Genomic DNA, 22,130 nt, shown 5'->3' on the forward strand with positions numbered 1-22,130 from the left:
AAGATTGCCTTTCCTTTATAGTTATAGAAATTTGATTGTAACAAGTATACGTTCATCCTCAATATTTTGCGTTTATCACTTTCTTTTACCGCTCGTCATTATCTACAACTCGAGTGACGTAGATCTCGTTATTATTTTTTTCAGACAAAACAAGTAATGAAAATAAAGGAAATAAAAATGAGAGCGTCACTAAAAAAGAAAACACAAGCTATGTTATCACTTGCTCTATTGTTGGCTGGAACTACTGCACAAGCCAGTACATTTGAGGAAAATATCAGTGTTGAAGCGTCAAATGTCATGACAGGAGGCTTCGGTATCGATGCAATTTATATAGATGTAGATAATGCAGTGGCTGACTTTGGTCTAGGGCTCAATTACCGTAGGGCAATTGATATTACTCCAACAAAGTCCAGCTTCGTTGATACTGCTACCGCTTATTTTCGAGTAGATTACCGAATTGCTTCAAAAGAGCAGAACACGATTGAGCAGAAGGAAATGGAGTTTGGTTTGAATTTAACCTTTTCTGACTCATTGCAAGTATTTGCAGAAGTTGGTGTGTTATATGATAGCTTAGAGCTTTCTGGTCACGCTTCAACTACACAATATGATACATCAGCTTTAGGTATGCGTTTTAATTATTTGGATGATTTTACAATTGTACCAGCTATCGAATACAGAAGTAGCGATTTAACAAGCGACTTTGGATATTCTATCACGTTTGAGAAAAAATCCTCAGAGGAAGGAATTAAGCCAAGTTATGGTTATAAGCAAATTGGTGATGAGAAGAGTGTATTTGTTAACTTGCTTTATCGTTTTTAATTGCAGCAAAGGTTACCTATCTAGTTTGCTTCTTTGGGACAAATTTTGCGGTACTATTTTTTTATTTTCAGTATGATGGCCTCCAATCAGATAAAAGGTAATAAGAGGAGGCCACCGATGCGTGCATATTGGAAGTGTCAGATTTTTGTGTTCTTAGCCATGATCTCTACCAACATGTTTACTGTAATATTAATGTTTGATCTCGGTGATGAAAGATTATTTTTATTGTTCCTTCGCACAACACTAGGCGCGCTTAGCTTTGTATTAATTAGTCACTTTGTGCTACGTAATTTTGCGAAACGGTGGGCAGTATACCAAGGTAAAGCAAGAGCGAGCCTTCCTGCATTGATGCTGATATCACTCATTTGTGCCCCTTTGCATTTTGCGCTCGGCGTAAAACTTGTGAAACAGGTTGTCACAATAGAAAGTACAGAAAAAGTGTCGAGTATAAGAATTCATGACAACGATGAAGCACTCGGGGGGAGAAAGTAAAAACGAGTGATCTGGCTATACTACTATTTTACATCGGTTACTATTGGCTTTGGTCAGGTTGCTATTTGGGGATTGTTACAAGACGGGAAAAGAGAGTGTTAGCAAAGCAACTTCAAGAGCAACAGTTAGCCAATCTTATGAATCAGGTAAACCCTCACTTCCTTTTCAATTCCTTGAACACGATCCGAGCGTTGATTTATCAAGATAAAGATAAGGCAGCTGAAGTGGTAACTCAGCTGTCAGAGCTGTTTCGCTACAACTTAATGCAAGATATGCGAGCATTAGTCACTTTAAAAGAAGAGTGGAAGGTATGTGAAGATTTTCTAGGGATAGAACAAGTACGACTTGGTAAGCGCTTATCGGTTACAACTCAGGAATTAGAGAGTTTTTACGATATTCGTATCCCTAGTATGTCGCTATTTACTTTGTTAGAAAATGCGGTGAAGCACGGCATTGCACATTTGCCAAACGGAGGAAAGATTGCAATTCAAGTGGTCAGAAAAGCGCAAAATGTTCACATCTCAGTGACTAATCCGTATGATGCCACGCGTGTTCAAACAGGTACCCAGCAGGGGCTAAAGAACATTCAAGCGCGGTTAGCGTTGATGTATAACAATAGTGCAAAGTTAACAGTCAATGATGGAGGTGGGCTTTTCCACGCCACATTGGAGATCCCGTATGAATCAAAAAAAAATAATTAATGTGATGTTGATTGACGATGAGCCGTTAGCAAGAGTGGAATTAAATCGCTTGCTAAAAGCGCATCCACAAGTGAAAGTCGTTGCTGAAGCTGAAAACATCATGGAAGCTATACAATTGCTTGAACTACATGCAGTTGATGCATTATTTTTGGATATTGAAATGCCAGGAGGCACCGGTATTGAGTTAGCGCAGCAACTGCAAGGTGAAATACCGATTGTGTTTTGTACTGCGTACAACGAGTTTGCTGTCGACGCTTTTTCCCTCAATGCAGTTGATTACTTATTGAAACCTGTGGTGGCCAATCGACTACAAACAGCAGTCGACAAGCTTCTGGCTTTGACTGATGAAAGCGCATCGGTTGCACTTGAGGATGAGTTTAAACTGATGGTAAAGATCGCAGATAAAATGAAGATTATTCAGCTTGGTGATATTACGCGTTTTGAGAGCATTGGTAATCATGCCGCTATTTACACTGCTCAGGGTAAAGCTTACCTTCATAGCTCGTTATCTAAAATTGAAAGTAGGCTTAACCCTAACCACTACTTCCGTGCAAGTCGTAGTGATATTATTCGCTTGGACGCCATTGAAGAGTTAGAAGAAACGATTAACTATGGCTTGCAAGCAATGCTCACCTTTGGTGGTGAAGTTGAAATCTCTCGCCGACAAGCGGCTAAACTTAAAAAGCAGATGAGTTTGGCGCTATAGCGCCTACTCTATGCTTTGATATTCATAATCTTCTTGCGCTTGCATGGCGTGAAACTGTTGCTTACTCACAATATTGACAGATTCATGTAATTCCGAGAAAACGATCAGCGCTTCTCCGGATTTTAGCTGTGCTTTCACTTGCGCTACTTTGCTCTCGGTACTGACTTCAGTATCGCCATAGTCTGTTCCTTCACGCAGCACATAGTGCTCAATAAGGTTGTCCAGCGTCTCTTGTGGAAGTTGTTGATAGGGAATGAGCATAACTACTTAGCCTTACTATAAATTTGCTGTAAATATTGAGGGATAACGCTTTCTAGCCAAAATTTGGGTTTAAAGGGGTTACTTCCCGAAATAAAACCAACGTGACCACCATGCTGACTCACAGCAAGCGTCACTGGTGAATTAACCTGAGCGGCCGTAGGCACGGCTTGTGATGATAACATAGGGTCATCTGCGGCGTGGATCAGGAGCGTTGGTGTCGTGATCTGGGTTAAGTAGGGCTGCGAACTTGCTTGCGCGTAATAGTCTTCCGCGCCGTTAAAGCCATGCAGCGGTGCAGTTATCTTATCGTCAAATTGCCATAGGTCATCAATAGCATAAAGGGCAGGCTTGTCTATCTTAATTTGCGACTGGATGGTGTCTAGCTTACGTGAAAATGACTTCTTCATTCTGTCTAGCAAATATTTTTGATAGAGCTTGAAGCAGCTCTTTCTGATCACCTGACAAGAGGAAGAAAGGTGATAAGGTGCCGAGACGATGACGCCTGCCTCAAGACCGCTTTGCGATTTGGTTTCTCCCAAGTATTTGGCAAGTACATTGCCACCGAGCGAGAAACCAACCGCAAACAATGGCCGTTTAGGAAAACGGGCTTTTAGCGTGTCTATAAAAAAGCCAAGATCTGAGGTTTCGCCGCTATGATAAGCTCTGGCTTGGCGATTCACTTCACGTGAGCAGTTGCGAAAATGCATCAGTACTGCATCAAAACCATGGTGTACCAACGATTTTAATAGGCCTTTTGCATAAAAGCTGTTGATATTGCCCTCTAGCCCATGCAATACCACAACCAACGGTGCCGATTTATCGCCGTGTGTTGCCCATGCGAGTTCTAAAAAGTCATCGTCTGGTGTGTCTAGTGTTTCATAGTCGACGGGCACTTGTAATCTAGGCCTAAAGAATCGCGGAAGTATGGTTTGGGCATGGCGGTTGCGCATCCACCAAGCGGGTTTAAATTCGTAATTATCGGCTGTTATTGTTTTCATGGCTTGATTCATAATAGAAACTGCGTCTTTTTGAAGACTGCTCGCAAAGCAAAGAAAGGAAGTTATCCAGTTGCAAAACACGTTTTAGCCAGTTTAACGTATTATCAGGTGAGGGTTAAGCAAATAAAAAGCACCCGACCAGTAAACTGATAAGGTGCTTTGTGCGTCGTGCTTAATTCTGCAAGTTGGGGAACTACATCGAGCCGATCTTCTACTACTTATTCTTCAATCGCCTCAAGGTAATACTTATAAATCTGTTCTATTGTTCGTTAGGTACTTCAGCGTCCATGACTTTTTTAATAAAAAAGTAGACGTAATAACAGCACAGCAAAATTACAATCCCTAAAAAGCCAAAAGACAGAAACAACACAGGGTCGGAAAAAAAGTCTCTAAAGAATACGTTCATGGCTGTGCCTCCTAATTTGTCGATGAGTAAATAGTAGTGGAGGTCTGGGGTGCTTGATATGATCAAGATCAAGTTTCAATCCTGAGTGAAATTAAACCTAGGCAAAGGCTTGATCTCGATCAGGTTTTAGACCTGAATGGGATAAATCGCAGGTTTTTTATATTTCGTTATCCGAAGCTTTGGTTAGTTAATGACTTAACAATCGGTCGTGTTGAATAAAACTGAGTATTCACTCGGACTCAAATAGAACAGCACATTGCTATCTGATTGCAGTGGAGCAAGAGAAAAGCGTTTTAATGTCTCCAGCAATAGCGCTTGTTGGCGCTTTTCAAGCTCAAGCTCTGCCGCTAGCATTGCTGCTCGCAACTTTTTATAGTCTTCGTAGTCTTGATGATGTGCTTTGAGTGTAGTTCGGATAGCGCGTTGAGGTTGTAGCACAGCCTCGTCAAATTGCTTAGCAGTATGTACGAGTGCAGTGAAAGTGCTGGGGCTAATCGTCAGTGTTAGGCTATCTAAGTAGCAAAGTAACAAACACAGGTTGATATTTTTGCCTGCAGTATCCTGCAAATTCAGCAGCCGCGATTGCATTTGTGGGCGGCTGTAGAATTCACAGGCGAACTGCCAAAAGTCTTCACGACTTAGCATATCTCTCCAGTCTCATCGAAATGGTTTTGCTTTTCTTCCAATTCTTCCAATGCCATTAATAAGTTTTCTTCTGTGTCATTAAGCTCAGGTGTTATCTTGGCTTGCTTTGCCAGCAAGTCACTCAATTTTGCTTTGTTCTCGTCCGTGTATAGGCTGTTGTCAGCCAAGGCTTGCTCAATTTCATCTGCTTGCTCAGTTAGCTTATCGAGTTGTTTCTCGAGCTTTTCAATCGACTTTTTCAACGGTTGAATGGCTTTCCTGAATTCGGCTTCAAGACGCTTTTGCTCTTTACGATTGGCGTTAGAGTTTTGCTTTGGTTCAGCCTCTGGATCACTTGGCTTCGCTTGCTCTTTATTGGCGTTCATTAGCCATTGATAATAGGCATCTAAGTCATAGCCGAACTGAGAAACGGTTCCATTGTCAACTAAATAGTACTCGTCAGCGGTATTTTTCAGCATATGGCGATCGTGGGAAACCGTTACCATCGCCCCCTCAAAACCTTGTAAAGCCATCACGAGTGCATGTCGCATTTCTAAATCCAAGTGGTTGGTCGGCTCATCGAGTAACAGTAAGTTCGGCTTTTGATACACCAGCATCGCGAGTACGAGTCGTGCTTTTTCGCCACCAGAAAACGGCGCAACGGGTTCTAGGGCCTTATCGCCATGAAAAGCAAAACCACCCAAGAAATCACGAATGAGCTGCTCTGGCACTTTAGGGTCTAGACGCTGAATGTGGGTAACTGCACTGGCTTCAAGATCGAGAGATTCAAGCTGATGCTGAGCAAAATAGCCAACATTTAACCCTTGATGTTGAAATACTTCTCCAGCTTGTGGGGTTAAATCGCCGGCAAGCAGCTTAATGAGTGTCGATTTACCTGCGCCATTACGGCCCAGTAACGCAATACGGCTACCTGGGACTAGGTTAAGCTTGATGTCATGCAAAATGGTGACGTTACCATAACCAGCTTTGGCTTGCTCCAGTGTCATCAGGGGATTAGGCAAGCTTGTTGGATCTGCAAATTCGAAATTAAATGGTGAGTCTGCATGAGCAGGCGCGAGCATTTCCATGCGTTCAAGGGCTTTTACGCGACTTTGCGCTTGTTTTGCTTTACTTGCCTTCGCTTTAAAGCGAGTAATAAATTTCTCTAAATGTGCAATCGTTTCTTGTTGCTTCTCGTAAAGCGCTTGGTGCTGTGCCATGCGCTCGGCTTTTTGACGCTCAAACTGAGAATAGTGACCTTTATAAACGTTGATCTGTTGTTGATCGATATGCCAAATCTCACCAACGACCGCATCTAAAAATTCGCGGTCGTGAGAAATAAGCACGAGTGTACCTTGATAAGCACGCAAAAAGCGTTCTAGCCAATAAACAGCGTCCAAGTCCAAGTGGTTGGTTGGCTCATCCAGAAGCAATAAATCGGCATCGCGGATCAGCGCTTGTGCAAGGTTCAAGCGCATGCGCCAACCACCAGAAAAGTCGCTAACGGCAAACTCAATCTGTTCATTGCTAAAACCAAGGCCATGGAGTAACTCACCGGCTTTAGCTTCAATACTATACCCTTTGATGTTCTCTAGCTGCTGGTGTGCTTTTGCTTGTAGTTCACCATCACCATCTCGTTCTGCTTGTTGTAGTTGCGTTCTCAGTACATAGTATTCAGGGTGTCCCTGTAGTACATATTCGAGTGCGCTAATGGAGAGGGCTGGGGTTTCTTGTTTTACCGAAGCAATAGACCAGTCTTTTGGAATAGAAAAATCACCAGAATCGAGTTGCAGCTCACCTTTTAGCAGCGCAAAGAGAGATGATTTACCACAGCCATTGGCGCCGACAAGACCCGCCTTATGTTGTGGATAAAGCGTTGCATTTGCTTGTTTTAGCAGTGTTTTACTGCCACGAAGTAGCTCGATATCAGAGAGTTGGATCATAATTCTAAAAGTCTGCTTAAATTGCGCGCATCATAGCACGGATCCAATCCCTTACTCCAAGCGTATCATGACAAATAAAATTAGGATAAAATGACAAACCTTAAACTCGGTGTTCATTAGAGGTGTAGAGTTGAAAGTTAAGAAGCGTTTTATTGCAGGGGCAAGTTGCCCAGAATGCCAAAAAATCGACGTAATGATGCTCTACAAAGAGCATGATGTTGAAAAAGTTGAATGTGTTGAGTGTGGCCACGTAATGTCACAGCCTAAAGACGCAGTACAAGCTTCTACACGCCAGTTTGAGCAAGTTATTGGTGTGTTTAAACCGGAGTGAGTTTTCACCCCGGTTTTCAATTAGTAGTGCGGTGGTGGTGGCTCTTGATGTTGAGGCATTAAACCTGGGTCGCGGCCTTCCTTCATTTTCTCTGCCAATAGCTCAATTTGTCGTTGCATTTTAGCCAAGCGCTGCTGATGTGCCTTTAGCTCTTCATTTAAGGTTTCGATTGTATCTTCTTGAAAGGCAAGCTTAGCCTCAAGCTCAGTAATTCTGTTTTCGATTTCATTCATGGCTTTTTCACCTGCGCAAATTTTTCCAGTAGTCCGCTGGAACTTTCGGTTAGCAATGCAGTGTCTTGGTCTTGAAAAGCAACGTCAAATACAACCGCAGACTTGGGGCGACTGCCTTCTCGAGGTTGTACACGCCAAGTTTGCAATCGTTCGCCATCACTCACTTGCCATAAAATAAGCTCGCGGTTAGGTGAGCCGGTAGCCAAGAGCGTTGCGTCTTGATTAAAGCGCACTGCACTGAAAATTTTCTGGCGAGCAATATACTGTAATTGCGCTTTGAGATCACCAGAAGTTAATTGCCAAATGCTCGCTTTTTTCATGCTATCTGCGGTAAAAGCAAATCTTCCTTGGTCATCTAATGCAACTTTGGTCACGCGACTTGGGTGGTTAAAGCGATGGATCACTTGCCCCGTTCTCGTATCCCAAAAATAAGCGGTATAGTCGTTGCCTCCGGTTAAGGCAAAGTGACCATTGGGAGACATGGCAATAGAATTGATATTTTCTTGATGTCCAAGGAACTCTATCCGCCTTCCACTCTCTAAGTCGAGGTGAACGACAACGTTATCACTGCGGGCATAGAGTAAATATCGGCCCGCATTGCTAATTGCGATATCTCGAATAGTGCCAGACTCGATCTCGAAATAACCTAGGTTTTGACCGTTTGCAACGCTCCAGATGGCAAATGTCTTATCAGTGGCTGTGACAGCTGTGGAGTTGTCATTGGCCAGAGCCAGTGAGTGAATGAGATCATCGGGGGCATCGGAGTGGCGCCATTGAAATTTGAGGCCTTGCTCTTGATTATCCCAAAGTACGGCCCCATGCTCTATGGAAGAAACTAGGCTGTAGCGACCATCCGCTGATAATGCAGCAGAAAATACGCCGCGGCTGGCATGCTCAACGGTCATAACGGCTTTTGAAGTGTCAGGGCCACACCCGGTTAAGGTGAAGCAACTGAACATAGCGCATGCAAAGAGGAGGCTTGTCCACTTAATGTTGACGAGTTTGACCATAAATTAGGTAAATCCTCCTTAACTCCGAAGTCTACAACAGGTAGACTAAAGGCACTAAAAACAAGATATTATTTTGATATTAGCGTATTAAAAGCGTAATGTCGTTACGCGATAATGGCAAGCAAATGCATATTGGCATTCTGATGAGAGAATGGTAATGTGGCTAGCACCTTTTCTTATTAATATAAAATTAACAATGGCACCGCATATCAAGCTCTCTTGCGCGAGCATTGGTGTTTTGATAGTAGGGACTGTCGGAGAGTTGAGAATGAAACAGACGATTAAACTGTCACTCGTTGCTGCTTCAGTGTTAGCACTAGTAGCGTGTAATAAAAAAGCAGAAGAACAAAAGCCTGCTGAGGTTAAGCTAGATACTGAAGTACAACAGCAAGCATACGGTATCGGTGCTTCAGTTGGTAACTTCTTGCAAAAAGACTTAGCGGATAAAAAAGAGCTAGGCATTGAACTTGATCAAGAGTTACTAATGCGTGGTTTTAAAGATGCACTTGCTGGTGAAGCTAAGTTAGATGAAGCGAAAATTCGTGAAGTACTAACGGCACTTGATTCTTCTGTTCGTGAAAAGCAAGCTGCTAAAGCTGAAGCTGACGCGAAGAAAAATAAAGAAGAAGGCGACAAGTATCTAGCTGAAAACGCGAAAAAAGAAGGCGTTACGGTAACGGATTCAGGCTTACAGTATGAAGTGCTAAGCGAAGGCGATGGTAAAAAGCCAGTTGCTACTGACATGGTTAAAGTACACTACAAAGGCACTCTACTAGATGGCTCTGAGTTCGATAGCTCTTATGCGCGTAATGAGCCTGCAAGCTTCCGTCTAAACCAAGTTATCGCTGGTTGGACTGAGGGCCTACAGCTAATGAACGTGGGTTCTAAGTATAAGTTTACTATTCCTGCAGATCTTGCATACGGCACTCGCGACCTTGGTAAAATTCCAGCTAATTCAACACTGGTATTTGAAGTTGAGTTGCTAGATATCGAAGGTGAAGCTGAAGAAGCCACTGAATAAGTTGGCAGTATCTGCAAAGAAAAAGGTGAGATAGATATCTCACCTTTTTTTGTATTTTGGTGCCCGCAAATTTAGACTATTCAGTGTGATTTGAATAAAGGTTATCGATAAGTTCATCTTCCAACTGGAAGCGCAACTCAAGCGTTTCACCCAATACAGACAAGTCGTTATCGAAGTCTGCTAATTCTTGTATTTCTTGATTTACCTCAGCGTATTTGTCGTTGAAATCAAGTGCGGTATCGGTCGTATCTGTAATTTTTGGGTACAGTGACTGAGCCAACTTTGCGCTTTCTGGGCCTTTTTCTTGGCAGGCCTCAACAATGTTGTCATAAATTTCAAAATGACCAGCTGAAAGGTAGTCCATCAAAATCTGGCAGAATGACTGAATGTCAACTTGCTCAGGTAGTGCTTTACCATTTCGAGTTGGTGAGCATCCTGCAACTTTATAATATAAAACCAATAGTTCCTGACGCTCTGCTAACCATGCATCAATTACACTATGGCTGCCTCCCCATTTCTGTTGGGCTTGTTCTAACTGCGAAAGCATAGTGATTCTCCTTAAGCGGGTTACCTACCCCCTATGGAAAGGGAAACTGCACAAAAGGTCAACCAATTTTTTCTGTAAAAGCGTAAAAAGATCAAAAGATTATTGGTTTGATTATCGGGAATGTTAACAAATTCAGGAGGATAAAAAATAAAAAAACCACCGAGAGAAACTCAAGGTGGTTCAAAATAGCAGTTTAGCTTGTTGCGTAATATTGTTATTTTTCTAATTGAAGGTGTTTTGTTGTTATTTTTCTAACGCGATAATTTTATACCAACCTTTTAATCGTGTTGCAAACAGTTTAATTGCTTGTTTCGATAACTTTTACACAAGCTTATGAATTTGTTCCTAATAAAGTGTGATTTAATCTAGATCACAACTAGGGACTGGCAAAGATAGTTTAGATAGTGCCCATGTGTACTTAGTGATACAATCCGCACAATTGAATTTAAGTATTGGAATAGAGACGCTATGAGCGAATTAAAAAACGATCGTTATTTACGAGCGCTATTAAAACAACCAGTTGACGTCACACCAGTATGGATGATGCGCCAAGCTGGTCGTTATCTACCAGAGTATCGTGCCACAAGAGCACAAGCTGGTGACTTTATGAGCCTTTGTAAAAATGCAGAACTGGCATGTGAAGTGACATTACAGCCGCTTCGTCGCTATCCACTAGATGCGGCAATTCTGTTTAGCGATATTTTGACTATTCCAGATGCAATGGGACTTGGTCTTTACTTTGAAACCGGTGAAGGTCCAAAGTTTGAGCGTCCTATCCAATCGTTAGACGATGTTAAAAAGCTACCAAAATTAGATCCAACCGATGAGCTAGGTTATGTAATGAATGCGGTGAGCACAATTCGTCGTGAGCTTAAGGGTGAAGTGCCACTTATTGGGTTCTCTGGCTCACCGTGGACGCTCGCGACTTACATGATTGAGGGCGGTAGCAGCAAAACATTCGGTAAGATTAAAAAGATGGCGTTTGCGGAGCCGCAAACACTGCACTTACTGCTAGATAAAGTGGCCGATTCGGTCATCGATTACCTAAATGCGCAAGTAAAAGCGGGTGCTCAGTCACTAATGATCTTCGACTCTTGGGGTGGGGTATTAAGTCCACGTGACTACAAAGAGTTTTCACTGCAATACATGCATAAGATTGTCGATGGCCTGATCCGCGAAAACGATGGTCGTAAAGTACCTGTGACATTATTCACGAAGAATGGCGGTCAATGGATTGAAGCAATTGCAGCCACTGGGTGTGATGCAGTTGGCCTTGATTGGACGATTGACATCGCGGATGCGAAGCGTCGTGTAGGCGATAAAGTCGCACTACAAGGTAATATGGACCCTTCAATGCTGCACGGCACCCATGAGCGTATTCGTGAAGAAGTACAGCATATTTTAGCTGGCTTCGGTGAGGGAACTGGTCATGTCTTTAACTTAGGGCATGGTATTACACCAGATGTTGACCCTGAAAATGCAGGTGTCTTCATCAATGCGGTTCACGAATTTAGCCGTCAATATCACAAGTAATACCAATTGGTATTCTTAAGTTTGAACTTAAAATAAAAAGAGCGCTTACTGAAGCGCTCTTTTTATTTTTGAAATGCATTATTCAAATAAGGCGTCGATGGTGCCTTGAGCAAGTGGATGGTATCCCGGACGTGCTTGTTGGTAAACACGGTAAGCCCAGTCACGTTTACCATGCTTAATGAGTGACTTGTATAAATTCACAATAAGCTTGCGACGACCAATACTGACCAGATGCTTTTCAAGGTCTGGGTAAATAGCCTGATAGCCGTTACCTACTGCTAGCATATACCAAGCAAATGCGCGTTCTGCATTGGTCGATTGCGTCAGCTTAAATGCCTTGTCCAACGCTTCCATGCGCTCAATGGCGAGATCTCTTGGTAAGTTATTAATAAAGTGCAGCCATTCATGTACCGTCCAAGAATCGGTCGGTAAGTCTGCAAGTGTTTTTTCGTCTTTTAGCCAAGCTTGAGTCAGCGCATCCACTTTTTCAAACGCATCAGAAGTTGGATTTGGAGCGTCGCTTGGCAAGCCTGGCTCATAAATCCACTCTTTGGCTTTTTCTAAGCTCACGATACCAGGATATTGCTGAAGCAAGTTTTTGTCTAAGTAAGCGACAAATTCATCGGTAGTCAGAGATTTAAAAGAAAAGGTTTTAAAATAGGCTTTAACAAACTTGTCGAACTTGTCACGACCAAACTTTTCTTCTAGATAAATAAGGAATAATTGACCTTTAGTGTATGGTACTGAGCTAAACGCGTCATCAGGATCGCGGCCATTAAGTTCTAAATTCATGCGCGTATCAGGAGCAGCGATAGTTTTTAGCTGGGCACGCAGGCCAGCCGCGTCAAGCGCTTGTTCCATCACTGCGCGGTCACGACCGAACACTTCTTCCATAATACGGTTTTCAACGTAAGAGGTGAAACCCTCATTTAGCCATAGATCTTCCCATGTTGCATTGGTCACTAAGTTGCCAGACCAAGAGTGCGCTAACTCATGGGCGATTAGGTTTACTAAGCTTTTGTCACCGGCAACCACCGTTGGCGTGATAAATGACAGACGCGGATTTTCCATACCACCAAATGGGAAGCTAGGCGGCAACATGAGCAGGTCGTATCTACCCCAAGCGTATTCACCATACATAGCGTTGGTTTTGTCGATCATTGCTTGTGTATCGTTAAACTCTGCAACAGAGGCATCGAGGATTTGCGGTTCTGCAAAAATCGCAGTTTGGTGCGACATCTCTTTATATTCAAGGTTACCTGCACCAATTGCAATTAGGTACGGTGGGATAGCTTGCGGCATATCAAACCAATAATCGCCATCTTTGATCAATGCGCCGGTATTGTCCGCACTCATTACCGCACGTACATCTTTAGGGGTATGTACGCGAGCAGAGTATGTCACGCGCATTGCTGGGGTATCTTGCACTGGGATCCAACTACGCGCATGAATAGCTTGAGATTGGCTATACATAAATGGGTGAGATTTACTTGCTGTTTGCTGCGGTGTTAACCACTGTAGACCTGACGCTACTGGCAAGCTGTTATAATAAATACGTGCTTTTTTAGCTTGCTCTTTAAAGTGAATAGTTAACTTTGCACCTTTCACATCGTCGCGCTTGGCAAGATCAAACTTGGCCGTATGCCATTTATCGTCTTTACCTTGATACATCACTTTGTCGATTTCGAGGTCGCGCGTATCTAGCACCAGCGTTCTTGCTTGGCGATTCTGCCAATCTAGTGTGTGTTCAACAAAACCTTCTAGCTGCTTATCTTCAAAGTCAACGTCTAAGTCTAAATGCAAGTGTGTGGTAATAACATCGTTAAGATTGGCGTAAGTGTGTTGGTCAACGGCTGCGTTTACATCAGCAGTGTGGACAAGGCCAGCCATGGCAAGGCTTAGCGTAAGTGCCGAAAGTTTAATCATAATGCTGCTCTTATAAAAAGAATATTCCCAATTAGAACGGCTAACATAACTAATTTCTGACCATTTAAACAGCCTAAGCCGATGGGTTACATAAAATGATGGGTAAGATGACGTTAATGCGTAAGTCAGGGCAATGCGCTACACTAGCGCCAGTTTAGTTAATATTGGCAAGGTGCTGCAGTGACTAGTTTGCAGTCTTATCACACTTTTTCGCTGCCGTCGGGCTGCGAGTCTCTTATTGTTATCACAGATCCACATGCGCTGGTTGAGCTCGATTTTAGTCGTCCTTTCTTTTTAATTGGGGAAGGAAGCAACACTATTTTTCTTGAAGATTATGCCGGAACCGTTATTAAGCTTGCGACCTTAGGCATAGATATTGAGCAACACGATGATGATTATGTCGTTACAGTCGCTGCGGGAGAAAACTGGCATCAGCTCGTTATAAAGCTGCTTGATAAAGGGATTGATGGCTTAGAAAATCTTGCGTTGATCCCTGGTACCGTTGGTGCGGCGCCGGTACAAAATATCGGCGCCTACGGCGTTGAAGTATCACAATTTATTACTGCCGTTAGAGGATTTGATATCGCCGAGCGGTGCTTCACCACGTTAACAAATGCAGAGTGTGAATTTGGCTATCGAGATTCAGTCTTTAAACACTGTCTAAAAGATAAGTTCGTTATTACTGAAGTGACATTGACTTTGCCTAAACGTTGGCAGCCGACATTAAGTTATGGTCCACTGCAAAACTTGAGTAATACAGCAACCGCACAAGAGATTTGTGAAGCGGTGATAGTGACCCGAAACAGTAAATTGCCCGATCCTACGACGCTTGCAAATGCCGGGAGCTTTTTTAAAAACCCAGTAGTTGATAGGGCGTTTGCAGCTCAGTTGCAAAGTAAATTTCCAGAGATGCCAGCGTTTGATGTGGACAATGACCATGTAAAACTTGCGGCTGGCTGGTTAATTGACAAAGCGGGTCTAAAAGGCTGCCACCGTGGAGCTATCCGCGTGTATGAGAAACAAGCATTGGTACTTGTTCATAGTGGTGGCAGCACTGGTGAAGAGTTAAAACAGTTAGTAAGCCATATTCAGCAAACCGTTTGGCAAAAATTTGCTGTGTTACTTGAGCATGAAGTGCGCCTTATTACAAAGCATGGTGAATGTCAGTTGCAAAGTGTGGAATGCCATGAAAACGCCTGATCATAAAAAGCAAACGATTTTAGCGGCCTTAAATAAAGGAGAATTTGTCTCAGGGCAAGAACTTGGTGCGCAATTAGGTATTAGTCGCGCGGCTATTGCGAAGCATATAGCGGCGTTGCAAGAGATGGGCGTGGATATTTTTCGAGTCAATGGCCGCGGTTATAAACTCAATTATAGCTTACCGCTTATTCATCAAAGTAAGTTGAATACTCTATGGCAACAGCAGTTTCAAAGTGAGTGTCCAATCGAATATCACGCAATTATAGACTCAACGAATAGCGAGCTAATGCGCCGTTTGCAGGACAAACAGAATATGGACTCAGGCCATGTCTTGGTGGCTGAAATGCAGCAAGCTGGCAGAGGGCGCAGAGGTCGGGTATGGCAATCGCCCTTTGGTGCTAACCTTTATTACAGTTATTACTGGCAGTTTGACGCTGGCATGCAAGCCGCGATGGGCTTATCTATTGCTGTAGGACTTGCGGTATATGATGCGTTAAAGGTCCTATATGGTATTTCCATTGAATTAAAATGGCCAAACGATATATATCTCAACCAACAAAAATTGGCGGGGATTTTAGTTGAGCTAGAGGGGCAGGTGGAAGGGCCTTGCCATCTCGTGATCGGGATCGGGCTGAATATATGCATGCCAGAATCTGCCTCTAAACACATCGACCAAGCTTGGACAGATCTGCAAACGCACTTAGGCCAAATTGATAAAAATCAGTTAGTGGTGCAGCTCACTCACTCTTTGTCTGAGCGTCTTGCCCAGTATAAAGAGTCTGGACTGAGTGAAATGGTGACCGAGTGGAATAGTCTAAATGTCTTTAAAGGTGACGCTGTGACCTTGAGTACAGGACAACGAGAATGGCGTGGGATCTGTGAAGGCATTGATATGCAAGGCGGCTTACTACTTAGGCAAGATGGTGAGCTTAGAGCTTTTTATGGCGGTGAAATTTCGTTAAGAAAGGTGATATCATGAAACTGCTAATTGACGTAGGCAATACCGCAGTTAAATATGCGCTTGAGCATGAAGGTCGTATTAGTCCTGTAACAGAAAGCGATATTGAATGGCAAAAGCTAACGGCAATAGTCTGCTCTCAGGTTGGTAAGGGAGCGGGATTACAATGGGTGGAAAGTCGCGCCTCTGAGTTTGGTCTTGTGCTAGAGCAAGCACAAGTATCGCCAAGACGAGCTGGGGTAACTTGCGCCTATCCTACTTTTAAAAACTTGGGGATTGATAGGTGGCTCGCGGTACTTGCCGCGCATGCTCTATATCCAACACAAGATATTATCGTGATTGACTCTGGCACTGCGACCACGGTTGATGTAGTGACTGCACAAGGGACACACATGGGGGGTTGGATTTTGCCAGGTATCGATCTTATGATCTCCAGTATTACCGCGCGTGCAGAGCGGGTATTTTGTGATGAGAACACTCCCTTTGCTGCAGAATTTGCTAAAAATACATCAGAAGCTGTGAAAAATGGTGCGCTAGCAGCAACGCTTGGGCTCGTACATAGTGCAAAGCAGCAACTTAATAATGGATCTGCGTTGGTATTGTGCGCAGGTGGATATGGCGAGTTAATAAAAAACCATATCGAGTCTGCGGTCTTTGATGAGCTTTTGGTATTCAAGGGACTGTCAGTTTGGTGGAAAAACCCACAATAACTGTAAAAATGTCATGGGATTGGCTTAAAACTGAGCGTTTGAACAATAAATTTAAGATTTTTTGCATATTCCTGTTGCATCAAGTCAATGGTTGCTCTAATATCTCGCCCCGTACTAAAGCAGTGCCGACTTAGCTCAGTTGGTAGAGCAACTGACTTGTAATCAGTAGGTCATCCGTTCGACTCGGATAGTCGGCACCATCTTTTTACCCTATCTTGTATAGGATGCTTTAGGAAAGAATTTTACGTGGAGGGGTTCCCGAGCGGCCAAAGGGATCAGACTGTAAATCTGACGGCTCAGCCTTCGCTGGTTCGAATCCAGCTCCCTCCACCACTTTATTCTTGACGGTTAGAGGTAGTTAAGAACAGGTTCCTAAAGCGGGCATCGTATAATGGCTATTACCTCAGCCTTCCAAGCTGATGATGCGGGTTCGATTCCCGCTGCCCGCTCCAGTTCGTCTGGCGTGCTGATATAGCTCAGTTGGTAGAGCGCACCCTTGGTAAGGGTGAGGTCGGCAGTTCAAATCTGCCTATCAGCACCAGTCTCCGAAGAATCTTCTCAAATACTTCCTTTGAATTGTCGAAAAAATATTTATAATAGACTGAATAATTCTAATCCACACTCGTCGTGGATTATTTTTATATGTAATCTAGATACACAAAACTTATAGGTTTCGTCATGGCAAAAGAAAAGTTTGAACGCGTAAAACCGCACGTAAACGTTGGTACTATCGGCCACGTTGACCACGGTAAAACAACTCTAACTGCAGCAATCACTAACGTACTTGCAAAAGTATACGGTGGTACAGCAAAAGACTTCGCATCAATCGATAACGCTCCAGAAGAGCGTGAGCGTGGTATCACAATCTCAACTTCACACGTTGAGTATGACACACCAACTCGTCACTATGCACACGTAGACTGTCCAGGACACGCTGACTATGTTAAAAACATGATCACTGGTGCTGCACAGATGGACGGCGCGATCCTAGTAGTTGCTGCTACTGACGGTCCTATGCCTCAAACACGTGAGCACATCCTACTTTCTCGTCAGGTTGGTGTACCTTACATCATCGTATTCATGAACAAATGTGACATGGTTGACGACGAAGAGCTACTAGAGCTAGTAGAGATGGAAGTTCGTGAACTACTTTCAGAGTACGACTTCCCAGGTGATGACCTACCACTAATCCAAGGTTCAGCGCTTAAAGCACTAGAAGGCGAAGAGCAGTGGGAAGCGAAGATCATTGAGCTTGCAGAAGCACTAGACTCTTATATCCCAGAGCCAGAGCGTGACATCGATAAGCCATTCATCATGCCTATCGAAGACGTATTCTCAATCCAGGGTCGTGGTACAGTAGTAACAGGCCGTGTAGAAGCTGGTATCATCAACGTGAACGACGAAGTAGAAATCGTAGGTATCAAAGAAACTACGAAGACAACTTGTACGGGTGTTGAAATGTTCCGTAAGCTTCTAGACGAAGGTCGTGCGGGTGAGAATATCGGTGCACTACTACGTGGTACTAAGCGTGATGAAGTAGAGCGTGGTCAAGTACTATGTAAGCCTGGTTCAATCAAGCCACACACAAAATTCACTTCAGAAGTATACGTACTTTCGAAAGATGAAGGTGGTCGTCACACTCCTTTCTTCAAAGGTTACCGTCCACAGTTCTACTTCCGTACAACAGACGTAACTGGTGACATCCAGCTACCAGACGGCGTAGAAATGGTAATGCCTGGCGACAACATCAAGATGACTGTTGAGCTAATCGTACCAATCGCGATGGACGAAGGTCTACGTTTCGCTATCCGTGAAGGTGGCCGTACAGTAGGTGCTGGTGTTGTAGCAACAATCGAAGAATAATCTTCGTAGCAGCGATTTTATATCGCGACCAGCAAAAAAGGTCGTTCTCTGATAAAGAGTGCGGCCTTTTTTAATGCCTTGTAGCAGCGATTTTATATCGCGAGAAATGAAAAGGGTCATTCTCTGATAAGGAGTACTGGTTTTTTAATACCTCGTAGCTGCGATTTTATATCGCGATCAGCAGAAAGGGTCGTTCTCTAATAATGAGTACAGCCTTTTTTAATGCCTGGTAGCAGCGATTTTATATCGCGACCTGCGAACAGGGTCATTCTCCTATTAAAGCATCATTTTTGTCATTGTGATGTTTATAACGGACAACCTGATAATGTTCTTATATTTGCTTGCGACAGCTTACAATCCCGATTCTCACCATTTTATCTCCCTATTCTATATGCTGATATCCCACCATCAGTCACGTAAAAATTTGGTTATACCAATTAGTCTTAATACTTGCTCAATTTGAAGGAACAAATCTGACGCTAACTGCGTTAAAAATTTCTCATTTAGAACAACTAAATAGCAAAATTTTCGCCTAGTTATCGACAAGATTTTCTCGCCTCAAAATAGATCACTTAATTAAGGTAATTGGTATTAATTACGTAAAGATGTGCACAATAAGCCCATATAAAACCTAAAATTAGGGAGTGTAAAGATGTTAGGTCTTTCGGCTCGAACAATTTCTGCTGTGCTCAGTATCACAATGTCACTATGTACTTTTGCAAGCTTTGCCAATGTGGATAAAGACAGATCCTATATTTTGGCGACAGCCTCATCTGGTGGCACTTTTTACCCAGTGGGTGTCGCGATCGCGACACTAACTAAGCTAAAAGTCACGCCCCAGCACGGTATGAGTGTGTCAGCCATTACCTCTGCCGGTTCTGGTGATAACCTCAAACTCATGCGTAATAAAGAAGCTGAACTGGCGATACTACAGGGCCTATACGGTGCGTGGGCGACGCAGGGGACGGGTGCAATGGCACCAGTTGGCAAACAAGATTATCTGCGTTCTGTGACGATGTTGTGGCAGAACGTAGAGCACTTTGTCATTGCTAAGAAGTATGCCAAAACCGGTAATGTCTCAGATTTGAAAAACCTATATTCACAAGGGTTTGGCATTGGTAAGCGTAACTCTGGGACGGAAGGTTCTGGGAAGCACATTATGGCTGCACTGGGCGTTGATAGTGACAAATTCACTTTGGTGCATAAAGGTTACGCGGGCTCTTCTAGCGCCCTACAAAATGGTCAGATTGCGGGAATGAATATTCCAGCAGGAGTACCTGTCAGCGCTATTACAAGTGCTTATGCAGCCGATGCCAATGGTATCACGGTGCTGGATTTTACTGATGAGCAGCTAAATAAAGTCAACGCTGAGGTAGAGTTATGGTCACGCTTCGAGATCCCAGCTAGCACTTACCCCGGCCAAACTAACGCAATCAAAACGATTGCGCAGCCAAACTTTCTTGCTGCACATAAAGACATGAGTGAGGAAGACGTATATCTGCTCACCAAGGCAATTTATGAAAATTTAGTCTTTCTTCAAACCATCCATAAAGCGACTAAAGCCATGGCGATAGAAAAGGCACTCATGGGACTGCCTGCTAAGCTACATCCCGGTGCGCTGAAGTATTATAAAGAAATAGGTATTGCCGTACCTGCTCATCTGCAGTAACGCCGCCAACTAAGTAAAACGGGATAGTATCTATCAATGAGTAATAGTAGCAATGAGCAAAGCACATTAGCAGCACCAACAGCAGCTCGTGAGCGGATCGCTTTTTATTTAGCGATACTCACGAGTCTGTTGCACCTCTATTTTAACTTGGTCGCCACGTGGCCGGATAATTATATTTCAGCCATTCATTTCATGCTATTTGGTAGCATTATCTTGCTCACCTTGCCGCTTAGAGTTGGCAAATTAGCAGTGCTTTCTAGCGTTATTGATATCGGGCTGTTTATCGGTTTAATTGTGAGCTGCGGCTATCTTGTTCTGTACAGCGATGCGTTGGCAGCGCGTAACTACGAATTTGCTACAGCTGATTGGATTGCATCTTCCACTGCTGTACTCCTCGCGCTTGAGTTGGTCCGGCGCTGTATGGGCTGGTTTATCCCGATGATGATCCTACTGGCGATGAGTTATGTGCTGTTTTTGGGACAGTATATTGATGGTGTGTTTCATTTTGCTGGTTTAAGCGCTGAAACTATTTTGTTTCGCAATTACTTTGATGACGGCTTGTTTGGACCTATTGCTAAAATTTCTTGGACGTTTGTCTTTTTGTTTATCTTGTTTGGCGCATTTCTAGTCCAAGCAGGGACTGGGGATTTTATCATTCGCTTTGCCAATGCGCTTGTTGGTCGCATGGTTGGTGGGCAAGGACTTGTTGCTGTCGTGAGCTCGGGTATGATGGGCTCCGTATCGGGCTCTGCTATCGCGAATACAGCAGCGACTGGGGTGATCACCATTCCATTAATGAAGAATGCTGGGTTTCCTGCAAAGTTTGCGGCAGCAGTTGAAGCCGGAGCATCGACTGGAGGTCAGCTGATCCCGCCGATTATGGGGGCTGGTGTATTTGTGATGGCCTCCTATACTCAAATTCCATATCTTACGATAATTGCAGCAGCCTTTGTTCCCGCTCTGCTTTATTTCGCATCTATTGCTATCTTTGTACGTATTCAAGCTATGCGTTTGAATATCCAGCCAGCATTGGAGTCAGAGCAATTAAGTGCTTGGCAGGAGCTGAAATCCGGTTGGCATCATTTATTACCTATCGTGTTGCTCGTAGCATTGATGATTTATGGCTTTACGCCAACTTATGCAGTCAGCATTGCGACCCTCAGTGTGTGCCTGTTTTCTTTGTTTTCACCTGCGCCGATGAGGTGGTCAAAGATTTTGGCTGCGCTTGCAACTGCAACTGAAAACAGCGCTAAGACAGCAATATTATTGGTTGCCATTGGCATGCTGGTGAATTGTATTTCAATCAGTTCCTTAGGCGTTACTTTTTCTCTAATGATAAATGAATGGGCGGGAGCAAGCTTGATACTGTTGTTGGTATTGATTGCATTGGCCTCGTTAATTATCGGTATGGGACTACCGGTGACGGCATCGTATATTGTATTGGCAACGCTTTCTGCACCGGCTTTATATGGTTTGATAAGCCAGTCAGCACTGGTAGAAAGCATAGTAAATGGTCAACTTAATGAAACTGCGACGATGATGATGAGTATGATGACACCAGCACTTGGAGAGATATACAACCAGCCAAATATTACCGAGACTCAAGTGTTTACCATTTTGGCAAGCTTGCCACCAGAGGCTATTGATATTATTCGCAGTAGCCAATTTGATACCACGCATTTGGCCATGATGCTACTTTCTGCTCATATGATTATTTTTTGGTTATCGCAAGATAGCAATGTGACACCGCCGGTATGCTTGGTCGCTTTTACCGCCGCGGGAATAGCCAAAACGCCGCCGGTGGCAACAGGAATAGAAGCATGGAAAACGGCCAAAGCACTATACATCGTTCCCTTACTGTTTGCTTATACGCCGTTTATTGGAGGGAGTAACTTTGAGATCATGCAAGTTTTTTTCACCGCGCTTGTGGGGATGTATGCTTTGGTTGCGGCGATATATGGATATGCAGAGGCGAAGCTCAATAAGCCAATCAGAATGATGTTAACGTTTTTAGGTGTTGCTTTAGTTTGGCCGCACCAAGTAATCTCTGTAGATATAGTGGCTGCACTATGTGTGGTTACGATCGTTATAAAGCAAGTAATAGATAATCGTACAGCTAGAGAGTGTTAACTTAAGCTTTGCTGTGCTCCATAAAGTAGGCCCCTAAAACAGGGGGCCT

At 43.6% G+C, this 22,130-nt stretch carries 22 protein-coding genes and 4 tRNA genes; 17 read left to right on the top strand and 9 right to left on the bottom strand.

Annotated features, from left to right (window positions below):
- The first annotated feature begins 177 nt into the window (after positions 1-177).
- The 4 genes from B1L02_RS00955 (at position 178) to B1L02_RS00970 (ending at position 2,718) form a co-directional block, all read left to right on the top strand.
- Complete coding sequence (locus B1L02_RS00955; RefSeq protein ID WP_088529583.1) at positions 178-819, top strand: hypothetical protein; 642 nt, start codon at positions 178-180, stop codon at positions 817-819.
- A 117-nt stretch (positions 820-936) separates the two neighbouring features.
- The gene (locus tag B1L02_RS00960) at positions 937-1,311 is read left to right on the top strand and encodes a hypothetical protein (RefSeq protein ID WP_088529584.1); all 375 of its coding nucleotides are present in this window, start codon (positions 937-939) and stop codon (positions 1,309-1,311) included.
- Positions 1,312-1,406: 95 nt separating this feature from the next.
- Complete coding sequence (locus B1L02_RS00965) at positions 1,407-2,012, top strand: sensor histidine kinase (RefSeq protein ID WP_088529585.1); 606 nt, start codon at positions 1,407-1,409, stop codon at positions 2,010-2,012.
- Positions 1,990-2,718 carry a LytR/AlgR family response regulator transcription factor gene (locus B1L02_RS00970; RefSeq protein ID WP_088529586.1) on the top strand — a complete coding sequence of 243 codons (729 nt, stop codon included), beginning with the start codon at positions 1,990-1,992 and terminating at the stop codon, positions 2,716-2,718. Before B1L02_RS00965 ends, B1L02_RS00970 begins: the two co-directional genes overlap by 23 nt.
- 3 nt (positions 2,719-2,721) lie before the next feature.
- Here the strand turns inward: B1L02_RS00970 and B1L02_RS00975 are convergent, their stop codons facing one another.
- The 5 genes from B1L02_RS00975 to B1L02_RS00990 all read right to left on the bottom strand — a co-directional run bounded on the left by B1L02_RS00975 (position 2,722) and on the right by B1L02_RS00990 (position 6,950).
- Complete coding sequence (locus tag B1L02_RS00975; RefSeq protein WP_088529587.1) at positions 2,722-2,979, bottom strand: YheU family protein; 258 nt, start codon at positions 2,977-2,979, stop codon at positions 2,722-2,724.
- 2 nt (positions 2,980-2,981) lie between these two features.
- On the bottom strand, positions 2,982-3,989 hold the full coding sequence (locus B1L02_RS00980) for a hydrolase (protein ID WP_088529588.1): 1,008 nt from the start codon (positions 3,987-3,989) through the stop codon (positions 2,982-2,984).
- A gap of 247 nt (positions 3,990-4,236) precedes the next feature.
- On the bottom strand, positions 4,237-4,383 hold the full coding sequence (locus tag B1L02_RS23950) for a hypothetical protein (protein ID WP_010374526.1): 147 nt from the start codon (positions 4,381-4,383) through the stop codon (positions 4,237-4,239).
- A gap of 195 nt (positions 4,384-4,578) precedes the next feature.
- Positions 4,579-5,028, bottom strand: a complete 450-nt coding sequence (locus B1L02_RS00985; protein WP_088529589.1) for a TIGR02444 family protein — start codon at positions 5,026-5,028, stop codon at positions 4,579-4,581.
- Complete coding sequence (locus tag B1L02_RS00990; protein ID WP_088529590.1) at positions 5,022-6,950, bottom strand: ATP-binding cassette domain-containing protein; 1,929 nt, start codon at positions 6,948-6,950, stop codon at positions 5,022-5,024. The genes B1L02_RS00985 and B1L02_RS00990 overlap by 7 nt, the downstream gene beginning before the upstream one ends.
- A gap of 130 nt (positions 6,951-7,080) precedes the next feature.
- Here B1L02_RS00990 and B1L02_RS00995 point away from each other — a divergent pair, with 130 nt between their 5' ends.
- On the top strand, positions 7,081-7,281 hold the full coding sequence (locus B1L02_RS00995) for a YheV family putative zinc ribbon protein (RefSeq protein WP_010374531.1): 201 nt from the start codon (positions 7,081-7,083) through the stop codon (positions 7,279-7,281).
- Positions 7,282-7,301: 20 nt separating this feature from the next.
- On the opposite strand, the gene B1L02_RS01000 is transcribed toward B1L02_RS00995, so the two are convergent.
- Together B1L02_RS01000 and B1L02_RS01005 are read right to left on the bottom strand one after the other, a co-directional pair.
- A complete protein-coding gene (locus B1L02_RS01000) occupies positions 7,302-7,514 on the bottom strand; it encodes a SlyX family protein (protein ID WP_010374533.1) in 213 nt (70 codons plus the stop codon).
- Positions 7,511-8,524 (bottom strand): WD40 repeat domain-containing protein, encoded by a 1,014-nt coding sequence (locus B1L02_RS01005; protein WP_088529591.1) that lies wholly within the window; start codon positions 8,522-8,524, stop codon positions 7,511-7,513. Before B1L02_RS01005 ends, B1L02_RS01000 begins: the two co-directional genes overlap by 4 nt.
- A gap of 268 nt (positions 8,525-8,792) precedes the next feature.
- Between B1L02_RS01005 and fkpA the strand changes: the two genes are divergently transcribed.
- Entirely contained in the window at positions 8,793-9,545 is a 753-nt protein-coding gene (gene fkpA / locus B1L02_RS01010) for an FKBP-type peptidyl-prolyl cis-trans isomerase (protein WP_174694545.1), read from the top strand.
- Positions 9,546-9,621: 76 nt separating this feature from the next.
- On the opposite strand, the gene rsd is transcribed toward fkpA, so the two are convergent.
- Entirely contained in the window at positions 9,622-10,092 is a 471-nt protein-coding gene (gene rsd, locus B1L02_RS01015) for a sigma D regulator (RefSeq protein ID WP_088529593.1), read from the bottom strand.
- Between the two features lie 468 nt (positions 10,093-10,560).
- On the opposite strand from rsd, the gene hemE reads away from it, so the two are divergent.
- Positions 10,561-11,625, top strand: coding sequence for a uroporphyrinogen decarboxylase (gene hemE, locus B1L02_RS01020; RefSeq protein WP_088529594.1), 1,065 nt, complete (start codon positions 10,561-10,563; stop codon positions 11,623-11,625).
- A gap of 78 nt (positions 11,626-11,703) precedes the next feature.
- Here the strand turns inward: hemE and B1L02_RS01025 are convergent, their stop codons facing one another.
- Complete coding sequence (locus B1L02_RS01025; RefSeq protein ID WP_088529595.1) at positions 11,704-13,551, bottom strand: M1 family metallopeptidase; 1,848 nt, start codon at positions 13,549-13,551, stop codon at positions 11,704-11,706.
- Between the two features lie 180 nt (positions 13,552-13,731).
- Here B1L02_RS01025 and murB point away from each other — a divergent pair, with 180 nt between their 5' ends.
- The 10 genes from murB to B1L02_RS01075 all read left to right on the top strand — a co-directional run bounded on the left by murB (position 13,732) and on the right by B1L02_RS01075 (position 22,081).
- Positions 13,732-14,751: a UDP-N-acetylmuramate dehydrogenase gene (murB, locus tag B1L02_RS01030; RefSeq protein ID WP_088529596.1), complete on the top strand. Its 1,020-nt coding sequence runs from the start codon at positions 13,732-13,734 to the stop codon at positions 14,749-14,751.
- Positions 14,738-15,730: a bifunctional biotin--[acetyl-CoA-carboxylase] ligase/biotin operon repressor BirA gene (birA, locus tag B1L02_RS01035; RefSeq protein WP_088529597.1), complete on the top strand. Its 993-nt coding sequence runs from the start codon at positions 14,738-14,740 to the stop codon at positions 15,728-15,730. Before murB ends, birA begins: the two co-directional genes overlap by 14 nt.
- Complete coding sequence (locus tag B1L02_RS01040) at positions 15,727-16,419, top strand: type III pantothenate kinase (RefSeq protein ID WP_088529598.1); 693 nt, start codon at positions 15,727-15,729, stop codon at positions 16,417-16,419. Before birA ends, B1L02_RS01040 begins: the two co-directional genes overlap by 4 nt.
- A gap of 124 nt (positions 16,420-16,543) precedes the next feature.
- Positions 16,544-16,619: transfer RNA gene (locus B1L02_RS01045), tRNA-Thr, on the top strand.
- Between the two features lie 48 nt (positions 16,620-16,667).
- A tRNA-Tyr gene (locus B1L02_RS01050) sits at positions 16,668-16,752 on the top strand.
- Between the two features lie 44 nt (positions 16,753-16,796).
- Positions 16,797-16,871, top strand: a tRNA-Gly gene (locus B1L02_RS01055).
- A 13-nt stretch (positions 16,872-16,884) separates the two neighbouring features.
- Positions 16,885-16,960, top strand: a tRNA-Thr gene (locus tag B1L02_RS01060).
- A 137-nt stretch (positions 16,961-17,097) separates the two neighbouring features.
- Entirely contained in the window at positions 17,098-18,282 is a 1,185-nt protein-coding gene (gene tuf, locus B1L02_RS01065) for an elongation factor Tu (RefSeq protein WP_039494551.1), read from the top strand.
- Positions 18,283-18,934: 652 nt separating this feature from the next.
- Positions 18,935-19,951 carry a TAXI family TRAP transporter solute-binding subunit gene (locus tag B1L02_RS01070; RefSeq protein WP_088529599.1) on the top strand — a complete coding sequence of 339 codons (1,017 nt, stop codon included), beginning with the start codon at positions 18,935-18,937 and terminating at the stop codon, positions 19,949-19,951.
- Between the two features lie 36 nt (positions 19,952-19,987).
- Positions 19,988-22,081, top strand: coding sequence for a TRAP transporter permease (locus B1L02_RS01075; RefSeq protein WP_088529600.1), 2,094 nt, complete (start codon positions 19,988-19,990; stop codon positions 22,079-22,081).
- Positions 22,082-22,130: the final 49 nt, after the last annotated feature.

The sequence above is a fragment of the Pseudoalteromonas piscicida genome (assembly GCF_002208135.1).
Taxonomy (GTDB): domain Bacteria; phylum Pseudomonadota; class Gammaproteobacteria; order Enterobacterales; family Alteromonadaceae; genus Pseudoalteromonas; species Pseudoalteromonas piscicida_A.